This is a genomic window from Pseudomonas sp. PA-1-6B (genome assembly GCF_021609545.1).
In the GTDB taxonomy this organism is placed as follows: Bacteria; Pseudomonadota; Gammaproteobacteria; order Pseudomonadales; family Pseudomonadaceae; genus Aquipseudomonas; species Aquipseudomonas fluorescens_BV.
This window is the reverse complement of sequence record NZ_WJZM01000060.1, coordinates 23,697-36,523: the sequence shown is the minus strand read 5'-3', so window position 1 is coordinate 36,523 and position 12,827 is coordinate 23,697. Positions and strand designations below refer to the sequence as shown.

Here is a 12,827-nt window from a genome sequence, read left to right as displayed (position 1 = left end):
TCTTCGCAGGCAAGCCAGCTCCCACATTGGATCGCGGGGCATCAGTTATATCTGTGTCGGCTGCCAGGCCGTCACGGGAGCAAGCTCCCTCGCCACAGATTTAGCGTCGTGCCGAAGTTGTGTAGATGCCTGCGATGGCGTCATCAGCACCTGGCGATAAACTCCGATACCGACTTGAGCAGGCTTTTCATAAAGTGAAAGGGCGGGATAGAAACACATCCGCCAGCAGTTGATTACGCGGCAGCCCCGCCAGGAACAAGCGCTTGGAAAAGGCCTCGACGCTGGCAGGGTGCCCGCAAAGCAAGGCCAGGGTGTGCCGGGAAACCAGCCGCAGTTGCGCCAATGCCGGCTGCAACTGCGCCGCGGTCCATAGCTCCACGGTCAGGTTCCCATGCTGGGCGGCAAGGGCTGCCAGGGGTTCAGCCAGATAATGACCTTCGGCCTCATGGGCCAGGTGAATCACGCGAATGTCGCCCTGGTGATCCTGACGCAGCGCCTCGCGCAACACACCCCACAAGGGCCCCAGGCCAGTACCGGAAGCCAGCAGCCACAACGGCCGCGATTGCCAGTCAGGGTCGTAGTGCAGTGCTCCACCCCGCAGTTCACCCAGGCGCAAAGGATCACCGACCTTCAACTGTCGCGCCGCATCGCTGAATGCACCGGGTTGACGGCAGTCGATATGAAACTCCAGGTACGGCTCTTCCTGGGGCAAGCCCGCCAGAGAATAGGGGCGTGCCACCTGCCCCGCCCACAGCACCAGATGCTGCCCGGCGTTGTACCGCAGGGCACGTTCCGGTTGCAGGCGCAGGCGCAGTACCGTCGAACTCAGCCAATCGGCGCCCACCACCTGGGCGGGCAGGCCATCGCGCTGAGGGTCAAACGCTTCGACCTTCAGGTCTGCACTGACCCGGCACTGGCACGCCAGGCGCCAACCTTGCTGGCGCTGCGTCGGGCTCAGGGCTTCGGGCTGCTGGTCGTCAACCTCACCCTCGCAACGCACCAGGCACGCATGACAACTGCCGGCCCGGCAACTGAAGGGCACGGCCACACCGGCCTGATTCAAGGCATCCAGCAGATTGCTGCCGGGGGAAACAGACCAGTGGCGTTCGCCGACGTACAGTTCAGGCATATAAAGACTCAATCATAAGGAGCGCACACAGGGAATCATGCCTGCGACAGTTTGACCATAGTCGGGTGTATCGGCCACCGTGCCGGGTTATACTGCCGCGCCTTTTTAGCGTCGCGCCTGCACCATTCTGGCGTGCCTTGGAAAGATGGCTTCAGCCGACCGATGCAACACTGACGCCATCTTTATTGAATGTTCCCTTATAGAGGAGCGCGACTCATGACCGTGATCAAGCAAGACGACCTGATTCAGAGCGTTGCCGACGCCCTGCAATTCATTTCCTATTACCACCCCGTTGACTTCATCCAGGCCATGCACGAAGCCTACCTGCGCGAAGAATCGCCGGCAGCCCGTGACTCCATTGCCCAGATCCTGATCAACTCGCGCATGTGCGCCACCGGCCATCGCCCAATCTGCCAGGACACCGGTATCGTCACCGTGTTCGTGCGCGTAGGCATGGATGTACGCTGGGACGACGCCACCATGGGCCTGGACGACATGATCAACGAAGGCGTGCGTCGCGCCTACAACCTGCCAGAAAACGTCCTGCGTGCCTCGATCCTCGCCGACCCGGCAGGCGCCCGCAAGAACACCAAGGACAACACCCCCGCGGTCATCCACTACTCCATCGTCCCGGGCAACACCGTGGAAGTGGACGTGGCGGCCAAGGGTGGCGGCTCCGAGAACAAGTCGAAGATGGCCATGCTCAACCCGTCCGACTCGATCGTCGACTGGGTGCTCAAGACTGTTCCGACCATGGGCGCCGGCTGGTGCCCACCGGGCATGCTCGGCATCGGCATCGGCGGCACCGCCGAGAAAGCCGCGGTAATGGCCAAGGAAGTGTTGATGGAGTCCATCGACATTCACGAGCTGAAAAAGCGCGGCCCGCAGAACCGCATCGAAGAAATGCGCCTGGAGCTGTTCGAGAAGGTCAACCAACTGGGCATCGGCGCCCAGGGCCTGGGTGGCCTGACCACCGTGCTCGACGTGAAGATCATGGACTACCCGACGCACGCAGCCTCCCTGCCGGTGTGCATGATCCCCAACTGCGCCGCCACCCGTCACGCGCACTTCGTGCTGGACGGCTCGGGCCCGGCGTCGCTGGAAGCGCCACCGTTGGACGCCTACCCGGAAATCGTCTGGGAAGCCGGCCCATCGGCCCGTCGCGTCAACCTCGACACCCTGACCCCGGAAGAAGTGCAGAGCTGGAAGCCGGGCGAAACCGTACTGCTCAACGGCAAGATGCTTACCGGTCGCGACGCGGCGCACAAGCGCATGGTCGAGATGCTGAACAAGGGCGAAACCTTGCCGGTGGACCTCAAGGGCCGCTTTATCTACTACGTCGGCCCGGTTGATCCGGTGCGCGAAGAAGTGGTTGGCCCGGCGGGCCCGACCACTGCGACGCGGATGGACAAGTTCACCCGTCAGATCCTGGAGCAAACCGGCCTGCTGGGCATGATCGGCAAGTCCGAGCGCGGCCCGACCGCCATCGAAGCGATCAAGGACCACAAGGCCGTGTACCTGATGGCCGTGGGCGGCGCCGCTTACCTGGTGGCCCAGGCCATCAAGAAGTCGCGCGTGGTTGCCTTCGCCGAACTGGGTATGGAAGCCATCTACGAGTTCGACGTGAAAGACATGCCGGTCACCGTTGCAGTGGACAGCAAAGGTGAATCCGTCCACATCACCGGTCCTGCCATCTGGCAGAAAAAGATCAGTGACAGCCTGGCGGTAGAAGTGCAGTAAGCACCTCATCCAAAAGAATAAAGGCGACTGCGGCCCCATGGCCCAGTCGCCTTTTTTTCTGCCGGGAGCAAGGGGGGCTAGCTCCCATACAAGCTCCTTGGTCACAAGATATGAGCCGCCCATGCTATGGTGCTCGCCCCTTACCGTGCCTGTTCATCATCGTATGATCGTGATCCCTCGCCCCCTGCGCCTGACCTTCTATTCTCTGTTGATCATCGCCGGTGCGGTGCTGGCTGCCGCCTTGGCCACGCGCCATGCCGAACGCCAGGCCTTGGTGGACGACGCCGCCCGTGCCAATCAGCAGCTCGCGCTGTATGCCAACTCGCTGCACACCCTGATCGAACGCTACCGTGCCCTGCCCGCCGTACTGGCGCTGGATTCAGAGATGATCAGCGCCTTGAAGGGCCCGCTGGACGCCGCCACGCAAGACCGGCTCAACCGCAAGCTGGAGCGCATCAACGGCGCTGCGCAGTCTTCGACCCTGGAACTGATGGACCGCACCGGCCTGGCCGTTGCCGCCAGCAACTGGAACCTGCCCAGCAGTTATGTCGGCCACAACTATGCGTTCAGGCCGTATTTCAGCCAGACCTTGAGCCAGGGCACCGGGCGCTTTTATGCAGTGGGCGTGACCACGGGTATTCCGGGCTATTTTCTTTCCAGTGCGGTCGTGGATGAGCACGAGCAGTTCCTCGGTGCCATGGTGGTCAAGCTGGAGTTCCCCGAGCTGGAGCGCGAATGGGCCCAGGGCAATGACCTGCTGTTGGTCAGCGATGCGCGGGGCATCGTGTTTATCGCCAACCAGCCGGGCTGGCGTTATCGCAACCTGCGGCCGTTGTCCGAAAATGACCTGGCTGAACTCAAGGCCACCCGCCAATACGACAAGAAGCAACTGCAGCCGCTGGACACCCAGCCCCTGCAACGCTTTGACGAAAACAGCCACTTGATCCGCGTCAACGGCCCCGAGGGCAACGCCAATTACATCTGGGAGTCGCTGCCGCTCAAGCGCGAAGGCTGGACCTTGCACCTGTTGCGCAAACCCCAGTTTGCCTTTGAAGACCAACGTAACGCGGGCCTTGCCGCTGCGGGTTCGTGGCTGGCATTGGTGTTCTTGGGGCTGTTCCTCAGCCAGCGCTGGCGCCTGGCCCGCTTGCGTCAGCGCAGCCGTGAAGAACTGGAGCAATTGGTCGAAGAACGCACCCAGGCGCTGCGCACCGCCCAGGATGGCCTGGTGCAGTCGGCCAAGCTGGCGGCATTGGGGCAGATGTCGGCCGCCCTCGCCCATGAAATCAACCAGCCGCTGACCGCCCAGCGCATGCAACTGGCGACGCTGCGGCTGTTGCTCGACCATGGTCGCGTGGACGATGCCTACAAGGCTCTCACGCCATTGGATGACATGCTCACGCGCATGGCCGCGCTCACCGGCCACCTCAAGACGTTCGCGCGCAAGAGCCCCAGCGGTCTGCGCGAAAAGCTGGACCTGGCGACGGTGGTCGACCAATCCTTGCACCTGCTCGACGCGCGCCTGCGTGACGAAGCCATCGGTGTGGTGCTGGACCTCACTCGCCCGGCCTGGGTACGTGGCGACGCGATCCGCCTGGAACAAGTGCTGATCAACCTGCTGCGCAACGCCCTCGACGCCATGGCCGATAAACCGCGCAAGCGCCTGGAAATCCGCCTGCACGCCGATCAGCAACTATGGCAATTGAGCGTCTGCGACAGCGGCGGCGGGATTGCCGAGGAACATTTGAGCAGCGTATTCGACCCGTTTTTCACCACCAAACCGGTGGGCGATGGGCTCGGCTTGGGGCTCGCGGTGTCCTACGCTATCGTGCATGAACTGGGCGGACGCCTGAGTGCCGCCAACCGTGGCGATGGCGCGATTTTCACCTTGACCCTGCCTATCGCCCTGGAGACGCCAGACCTATGTTGAACGCGGTGATTGTGGTCGATGACGAAGCCAGTATTCGCACGGCCGTCGAGCAATGGCTGAGCCTGTCAGGGTTTGACGTGCAGTTGTTCAGCCGCGCCGAAGAGTGCCTGGCGCAACTGCCCAAGGACTTTGCCGGGGTGATTCTGAGCGACGTGCGCATGCCGGGGCTCAGCGGCCTTGAGCTGTTGGCCGAAGTGCAGCGCCGCGATGCCGATTTGCCGGTGATTTTGCTCACCGGCCATGGCGACGTGCCAATGGCCGTCGAAGCCATGCGCGACGGCGCCTACGACTTCCTGGAAAAACCCTTCAGCCCCGACGCCTTGCTCAACAGCCTGCGCCGGGCGTTGGACAAGCGCGGCTTGATCCTGGAAAACCGCCGTCTGCATCAACAGGCCGATCATCGCGTGCAGTTGGAGTCCAGCCTGCTGGGTGTATCCATGGGCCTTCAAAGCTTGCGCCGCCAAGTGCTGGACCTGGCGAGTTTGCCGGTCAATGTGCTGATCCGGGGTGAGACCGGCAGCGGCAAGGAGTTGGTCGCCCGCTGCCTGCACGACTTCGGCCCACGCGCCAAGAAGCCGTTCGTGGCCCTCAATTGCGCGGCAATCCCCGAGCAGTTGTTCGAAGCCGAACTGTTCGGACATGAAAGCGGCGCCTTTACCGGCGCCCAGGGCAAACGTATCGGCAAACTGGAATATGCCCACGGCGGCACCTTGTTCCTGGATGAAATCGAAAGCATGCCCCTGGCCCAGCAAGTGAAATTGCTGCGCGTATTGCAAGAGCAGAAGCTGGAGCGGCTGGGCTCCAACCAGAGTATCCATGTGGACCTGCGCATCATCGCTGCCACCAAGCCCGACCTGCTGGAAGAAGCGCGTGCGGGGCGCTTTCGCGAAGACCTGGCCTATCGGCTCAATGTCGCACAACTGCGCCTGGCGCCATTGCGTGAACGTCGCGAAGATATTCCGCTGCTGTACGCGCATTTTGCGCAAAGCGCTGCCAAGCGTCTGGGCCGCCAGGTCGAGCCCTTAAGTGGGCCACAGTTGGGGCGTCTGCTCAGCCATGACTGGCCGGGCAATGTGCGCGAACTGGCCAACGTCGCCGAGCGCCAGGTGTTGGGGCTGGACGAGCCGGAACCGCAAGGGATCGAAGCCGGGCAGTCGTTGGCGGCGCAGCAGGAAGCGTTCGAGGCACACTGCCTGAAGGCCGCGTTGACGCGTCACAAGGGTGATATCAAGGCGGTGCTGGCCGAGTTGCAACTGCCACGTCGCACCTTCAATGAGAAGATGCAGCGGCATGGGTTGGTAAGGGAGATGTTTGTGTAGCGACCTTTGGATCGCCATCGCGGGCAAGCCCGCTCCCACATTTTGGTCTGTGAACACAGGCAGGTGTGGGAGCTGGCTTGCCTGCGATGGCGTCGGCAGCCATAAGCGGATTTCCGCTCATCACCCCAAAACCATCAGCGAATTTCCGCTCAATAAAATCCCGCAACCCTTCTATTCCGGGCCTTCCTCTACCTGGCACAGCTCCTGCTATAGCCCCAACAGGCTGCGCACGCGCCGCTCCATAAAAACAACTAGATGAAGGATCCTTCAATGGATAACTCCAACACCGTGCCTCTGGGATCGATGGCCGTCAAAGCGCAGGAGCGCACCACCTCCAGCCGCATCAAGTCGATATTCAGCGGATCGGTCGGCAACATGGTCGAATGGTACGACTGGTACGTCTACGCCGCCTTCTCGCTGTACTTCGCCAAAGCCTTCTTCCCCAAAGGCGATACCACTGCCCAACTGCTCAACACCGCCGCGATCTTCGCCGTAGGCTTCCTGATGCGCCCGATCGGTGGCTGGCTGATGGGCCTGTACGCCGACAAAGTGGGGCGTAAAAAAGCCTTGATGGCCTCGGTGTACCTGATGTGCTTCGGCTCGCTGCTGATTGCCCTGAGCCCCGGCTATGAAATAATTGGTATCGGTGCGCCGATCCTGCTGGTGTTTGCCCGCCTGCTGCAGGGCCTGTCGGTCGGCGGCGAATACGGTACCTCTGCCACTTACCTGAGTGAGATGGCCACCAAGGAACGCCGCGGTTTCTACTCCAGCTTCCAATACGTGACCCTGATCTCCGGCCAGCTCATCGCGCTGGCGGTGCTGATCGTGCTGCAACAGGTGCTCACCACCGAGCAGTTGTATGCCTGGGGCTGGCGTATCCCGTTCGCCATCGGTGCCTTGTGCGCAGTGGTCGCGCTGTACCTGCGTCGCGGCATGGAAGAAACCGAGTCGTTCACCAAGAAAGAAAAAGCCAAGGAAAGCGCAATGCGCACCTTGATGCGCCATCCCAAGGAACTGATGACCGTGGTCGGCCTGACCATGGGCGGCACCCTGGCGTTCTACACCTACACCACCTACATGCAGAAATACCTGGTGAACACGGTCGGCATGAGCATCTCCGACTCCACCACCATCTCGGCGGCGACGCTGTTTCTGTTCATGTGCCTGCAACCGATCATCGGCGGGCTGTCGGATAAAATCGGCCGCCGCCCGATCCTGATCGCCTTCGGCGTCCTTGGCACCCTGTTCACCGTGCCGATCCTCACCACCCTGCACACCATCCAGAGCTGGTGGGGCGCGTTCTTCCTGATCATGGCCGCGCTGATCATCGTCAGCGGCTACACCTCTATCAACGCCGTGGTGAAGGCCGAGCTGTTCCCGACCGAAATCCGCGCACTGGGCGTGGGCCTGCCGTATGCCCTGACCGTGTCGATCTTCGGCGGTACCGCTGAATACATCGCGCTGTGGTTCAAGAGCATCGGTATGGAAACTGGCTACTACTGGTACGTGACCGCGTGTATCGCCGTGTCGTTGATGGTGTACGTGACCATGAAAGACACGCGTAAACACTCGCGAATCACCACCGACTAAAAATGTGGGAGCGGGCTTGCTCGCGAATGCGGTGGATCAGTCAAAGTTGTATCAACTGACACACCGCATTCGCGAGCAAGCCCGCTCCCACATTCGTTATGATGCGTGCCCCAGAATTCCATATGGAGCAGGTGATGTCCGACGATATCCACTTTTACGAACCCGCCAACGGCCACGGCCTGCCCCATGACCCGTTCAATGCGATCGTCGGCCCACGCCCGATTGGCTGGATCTCCTCGCACGATCGCGAAGGCCGCCTGAACCTCGCGCCTTACAGCTTCTTCAATGCGTTCAACTACATTCCGCCGATCATTGGGTTTTCCAGTGTCGGGCGTAAAGACAGCCTGAACAATATCGAACAGACTGGAGAATTCGTCTGGAACCTGGCCACCCGCCCGCTGGCCGAGCAGATGAACCAGAGCTGCGCAGCCGTATCGCCCGAGGTGAATGAATTCGAACTCTCCGGGCTGACGCCGGTGGCTTCGAAAATCGTTGGCGTACCACGGGTGGGCGAGAGCCCGGTGTCCTTCGAATGCAAGGTGACGCAGATCATCCAGCTGCAACGTGCCGACCAGCAGTTGGTGCCGAGCTGGCTGGTGCTGGGCGAGGTGGTGGCGGTGCACATCGCCAAATGGTTGCTCAAGGATGGGATCTACGACACCGCTGCCGCCGAGCCTATTTTGCGCGGGGGTGGCCCGGCGGATTATTTCCAGCTGGGGCCTGAGGCCCTGTTCAAAATGCACAGACCAGGCGCCACCAAACCCTGACTGAAATGCAATCAAAACTGTGGGAGCTGGCTTGCCTGCGATAACGGTGGGTCAGTTAACCCAAGAGTGACTGATACACCGCTATCGCAGGCAAGCCGGCTCCCACATTGGTTAGGTGTGCTGCCTCAGCGTTCAGCAGTCGCCCAGGTCAGTTGACCTTCTGCATCCACATCGACCAGATGCTCAAGTTGCAACGTCGCCGCATCATCGGCATCGGACGCAGTCTTGAACGTCTGCCCATCAAGGATCTTGTGAAACCTGGGTGCGCCCATGCCATCCAGTGCCTTGACGGCGACGGCGGCGCTGTAGCCACCTTCGCCCGGTACTACGGCGGAAACGGCTTCGTGGTGGGCAAATTGTTTACGTGCCATGTTGCAGGTCCTGGCCAATGGAAAGTCGGCCATTCTAACCGTTAACCGGCCAGTTGCAGGTACTCGCCGTAGGCCTGTGCCGCCGATGCGTCGGTGAAGGTCTGGAAGTCCATGCTGCGCACGACCATGTCGTTCAGAAGCTCAGTGAAGATCATCAGGGCCGCAGAGTTGAAGTAGGCGCTCATGGCCTGCTCGCTGCTCCAAAACCCGGACACCAGCCACACATCGGGGTCGACCTGGGAGTGCTGCAATGAGAATTGCAGGCAACCCTGGGCCTGGCGACCTGGTTCGATCAAACTGCTCAAGCGTGCACCCAGCTCGGTGCTGCACCCGCTACGGGCGCGGATAAAGGCCATATGGCTCGCGGGAATGGGGGTGGACATGTTCGACTCTCCCGTTGAGAAGTGATGCTCGGCAAGCACAGTGAGGGCGTGTTGCCACAGGGTCAAAGATAACGGCGCGGGGGTGGGCGCGGTTAGTCAATTCCTGCAGGCTTATTGCACAATCCTGCGAGAAGCGTAGGGAGGACGTTCGGCCCCAGGATTTATTCCAGGCCCAGGCCTCATGTTTCAGGCTGATGACAGGCTGCGCACTTGCCTGATTCACGCTATCTCGCAGGATCAGGCAAGGATGCTGCAGAATCGACGTAACACTTTTTGAAAAGCCGCCGCTATGCTGAGCCCATCAAAGAAGCGTGTAGAGGACGCCCCATGCCGTCGCCCGAATCCAAGTCCATTCCCCTCGATGCCGAGATGGAGAAACAACGCGCCGAGCTGGCCAGTATCGTGCACCGCCATACCTGGGAGGACGGCTCCTACGGCACGGCGATCACCTCGCTGTACCTGAACCGCCACAACGCGCCGCGGGATTTCATGCCGGTGCTGGTGGAACCCGCGCTGTGCATCCTCGCCAGTGGCAGTAAGGAAGTGCGCCTGGCCGACGAGATCTTTGCCTACGACCCGCTCAACTACTTGGTGTTCTCGGTGGCGATGCCGGTAGCCGGCCGCATTATCGACGCCACCGCCGAAAACCCGAACCTCTCGGTGCGTATCAATATCGACCCGGCGCAGCTCACAGCGCTGATCGCAGAGGCCGGGCCGATGGGCGTGCCCTCGCGCCCGACCTCACGAGGCATGTACGTCGACCGCATCGATCACGCACTGCTCGACGCGGTGCTGCGGCTGACCCGCTTGCTGGACACGCCTAAAGACATCGCGATGCTCGCGCCCTTGATCAACCGTGAAATTCTCTACCGCTTGCTGCGTGGCCCGCAGGGTTATCGCCTGTATGAAATCGCTGTGGCTAACAGCCAGAGCCATCGGGTGAGCCAGGCGATCACCTGGCTGAACGGTAACTACGAACAGCCGCTGCGTATCGACGACCTGGCCAAAGAAGTGAACCTGAGCGTCTCGACCTTGCACCATCGCTTTAAAGCGATCACGGCCATGAGCCCGCTGCAATACCAGAAGCAACTGCGCTTGCAGGAAGCCCGGCGGCTGATGATTGCCGAAGGGCTGGAGGCCTCGGCGGCGGGGTATCGGGTGGGGTATGAAAGCCCGTCCCAGTTCAGCCGGGAGTACAGCCGGTTGTTCGGTGCGCCGCCTCTGCGCGACTTGGCCCGGTTGCGTCAAAGCATCTGATGTACGCGTAGCAAAATGTAGGAGCTGGCTTGCCTGCGATGGCGGTGTGTCAGTCACCATTGTATTAACTGACCCACCGCTATCGCAGGCAAGCCAGCTCCCACAGTAGTCCTGCGTATATTCAATCTAATCCGCGGGGAAGTTGCAGGATGACGCGCAGGCCGCCTTCACGCAGGTTCTGCAAACTCACCTCCCCACCATGGCTGTGGGCAATATTGCGCGCAATCCCCAATCCCAATCCGTAACCCTGCTGCTGGCCGGCCAGGCGGAAGTGCGGCTCAAACACCTGCTCCAGTCGCTGCTGCGGCACACCGGGGCCCTCGTCATCCACATGCAGGATGAACTGCACGCCATCGTCCTCGATATGCAAATGCGCGTTCTGCCCGTACTTGAGCGCGTTGTCGATCAGGTTGCCGATGCAGCGCTTGAGCGCCAGCGGCTTGCCTGGGTAGGCTGACAGGGCCGCGCCATCGAGGGTCACTCGGCCATTGCCATGGGGTGCCAGGTACGGCTCCACCAGGCATTCGAGGACGTGGTTGAGATCCACCGGCTGGATGTTTTCGTGGATGTCGGTGTCTTTCACGCATTGCAGCGCGCCCTTGACCAGCAATTCCAGCTCATCCAGGTCACGGCCGAATTTGTTTTGCAGGTTCTCGTCTTCCAGCAATTCCACACGCAGGCGCAGGCGGGTGATGGGCGTGCGCAGGTCATGGGAAATGGCGCTGAACAACTGGCTGCGCTCGGTCAGGTAACGGCTGATGCGTTCACGCATGGCATTGAATGCACGGCCCACTTCCACCACTTCACTGCCGCCGCCTTCAGCCACCGGCTCCACATCGGCGCCCAGGGACATGTCCCGCGCCGCTCGCGCCAGGCGCTTGAGCGGTCGGCTTTGCCAGTGCACCAGCAGGCCGATGAACAGCAGCAGAAAACCGCTGGTGAGCACGATGAACCACACCTGCTGGGACGGCAGGCCTTGCTCTTCCAGGCTGGTGTAGGGCTCGGGCAATAGGGAGGCGATGTACAGCCATTCACCGGGTGCCAGTTGGATCTGGGTGACCAGCACCGGCGGGTTCACCGGTTCCAGGGTCAGCGCGTAATGGGCCCAGGAGCGCGGCAGTTCGTCGAGCTTCAGGCCGGCATTGAAGATGCGCAGGTCTTCGGCGCTGACGAACTCTACCGAGATATGCACGTCGGCACCCAGGGTCTGGCGCAGTACTTCATCCACCGCCACCAGCACCGCTTGCTTGCGCGGGGTTTCGGGCAGTATTTGCATGTCCAGCGGGCGATCATTGAGGGTCACCACAAAACGCGTGCCGCCCATGCTGCGCAATTGGTCCAGCACTAACGGGCGATAGGCCACCGGCAGCGACCGGAAGTAACTCACGCTGGCGGTCATTGAATGCGCCAGGCTGCGGGCGCTGGTGACCAGGCCCTCAAGCTGGGTGGCGCGCAATTGCGACACCCAGATCACGCTGGACAACGCTTGGGCAAACAGCACCGCCAGCAAGGTCAGCAGTAACATGCGCCCCAGCAGCGAGCGGGGTACCGGAAAGCGGCGGCGACGTTCGTTCAGCGGTTCAGTGGGCATTGCCGGCAACCACGCTGGCTGCCAGTTGATAGCCGCTGCCACGCACGGTACGGATCAGCCGCGGAGGTTTCTCGGTGTCGCGCAGGCGTTGGCGCAAGCGGCTGACGGCCATGTCGACGATACGGTCCAAGGGCATGAGGTCGCGGCCACGGGTGGCGTTGCCGATGGTGTCGCGGTCGAGGATCTGTTGCGGGTGGTCGAGAAACAACTTGAGCAAGGCGAAGTCGGCACCGGAGAGGATCACCTCTTCACCATCCACATGAAACAAGCGGTGGCTGATCATATCCAGGCGCCATTCATCGAACACCCACACATCACCGCCGCTGCTGCGCTCCTGGCCGAATTGGCAGCGGCGCAGCAGTGCCTTGATGCGCGCCTGCAACTCGCGGGGGCTGAACGGCTTGCCGATATAGTCATCGGCGCCCAGCTCCAGGCCGATCACGCGGTCGGCTTCGTCGGAACTGGCGGTGAGCATGATGATCGGCACCTGCGCCTGGCGCGGGTGCTGGCGGATCCAGCGGCACAGGCTGAAGCCGTCTTCGTCAGGCAACATGACATCGAGGATGACCAGGTCGCACGGCGCCTCGTTCATCGCCTGACGGAACCCCGCGCCGTCGGACACGCCACGGACCTGGAAGCCGGCGCGACTGAGGTAGGTTTGCAGCAATTCGCGGATTTCCTGGTCGTCGTCGACGAGGAGAATGGATTTACTGATTACGCTCACGGGGGCCTCCTTGTTGTTATGGCCTG

11 protein-coding genes are annotated in these 12,827 nt (G+C 61.6%); 6 read left to right on the top strand and 5 right to left on the bottom strand.

The genetic code is table 11. From position 1 onward, the window contains the following. Nucleotides 1-187: 187 nt before the first annotated feature. Nucleotides 188-1,129, bottom strand: a complete 942-nt coding sequence (locus GIV35_RS22755; RefSeq protein WP_236264623.1) for an iron-sulfur-binding ferredoxin reductase — start codon at nucleotides 1,127-1,129, stop codon at nucleotides 188-190. Nucleotides 1,130-1,345: 216 nt separating this feature from the next. Here GIV35_RS22755 and GIV35_RS22750 point away from each other — a divergent pair, with 216 nt between their 5' ends. The 5 genes from GIV35_RS22750 (at nucleotide 1,346) to GIV35_RS22730 (ending at nucleotide 8,475) form a co-directional block, all read left to right on the top strand. Then, nucleotides 1,346-2,869, top strand: a complete 1,524-nt coding sequence (locus tag GIV35_RS22750) for a fumarate hydratase (protein WP_236264622.1) — start codon at nucleotides 1,346-1,348, stop codon at nucleotides 2,867-2,869. 163 nt (nucleotides 2,870-3,032) lie between these two features. Then, the gene (locus GIV35_RS22745) at nucleotides 3,033-4,799 is read left to right on the top strand and encodes an ATP-binding protein (protein WP_105750111.1); all 1,767 of its coding nucleotides are present in this window, start codon (nucleotides 3,033-3,035) and stop codon (nucleotides 4,797-4,799) included. Further along, a complete protein-coding gene (locus GIV35_RS22740) occupies nucleotides 4,793-6,118 on the top strand; it encodes a sigma-54-dependent transcriptional regulator (RefSeq protein WP_105228246.1) in 1,326 nt (441 codons plus the stop codon). The genes GIV35_RS22745 and GIV35_RS22740 overlap by 7 nt, the downstream gene beginning before the upstream one ends. A 270-nt stretch (nucleotides 6,119-6,388) precedes the next feature. Further along, a complete protein-coding gene (locus tag GIV35_RS22735; protein WP_105228248.1) occupies nucleotides 6,389-7,708 on the top strand; it encodes an MFS transporter in 1,320 nt (439 codons plus the stop codon). A gap of 134 nt (nucleotides 7,709-7,842) precedes the next feature. After that, entirely contained in the window at nucleotides 7,843-8,475 is a 633-nt protein-coding gene (locus tag GIV35_RS22730; protein ID WP_105228250.1) for a flavin reductase family protein, read from the top strand. Between the two features lie 125 nt (nucleotides 8,476-8,600). Here the strand turns inward: GIV35_RS22730 and GIV35_RS22725 are convergent, their stop codons facing one another. Together GIV35_RS22725 and GIV35_RS22720 are read right to left on the bottom strand one after the other, a co-directional pair. After that, entirely contained in the window at nucleotides 8,601-8,846 is a 246-nt protein-coding gene (locus GIV35_RS22725) for a hypothetical protein (RefSeq protein WP_019817340.1), read from the bottom strand. 41 nt (nucleotides 8,847-8,887) lie between these two features. After that, nucleotides 8,888-9,229 (bottom strand): antibiotic biosynthesis monooxygenase family protein, encoded by a 342-nt coding sequence (locus GIV35_RS22720; RefSeq protein ID WP_073522888.1) that lies wholly within the window; start codon nucleotides 9,227-9,229, stop codon nucleotides 8,888-8,890. Nucleotides 9,230-9,556: 327 nt separating this feature from the next. On the opposite strand from GIV35_RS22720, the gene GIV35_RS22715 reads away from it, so the two are divergent. Further along, a complete protein-coding gene (locus GIV35_RS22715; RefSeq protein WP_105228254.1) occupies nucleotides 9,557-10,486 on the top strand; it encodes an AraC family transcriptional regulator in 930 nt (309 codons plus the stop codon). 121 nt (nucleotides 10,487-10,607) lie between these two features. On the opposite strand, the gene GIV35_RS22710 is transcribed toward GIV35_RS22715, so the two are convergent. After that, nucleotides 10,608-12,077, bottom strand: a complete 1,470-nt coding sequence (locus GIV35_RS22710) for an ATP-binding protein (RefSeq protein ID WP_236264621.1) — start codon at nucleotides 12,075-12,077, stop codon at nucleotides 10,608-10,610. Next, on the bottom strand, nucleotides 12,067-12,801 hold the full coding sequence (locus GIV35_RS22705) for a response regulator (RefSeq protein ID WP_003193918.1): 735 nt from the start codon (nucleotides 12,799-12,801) through the stop codon (nucleotides 12,067-12,069). Before GIV35_RS22705 ends, GIV35_RS22710 begins: the two co-directional genes overlap by 11 nt. Between the last annotated feature and the right edge of the window lie 26 nt (nucleotides 12,802-12,827).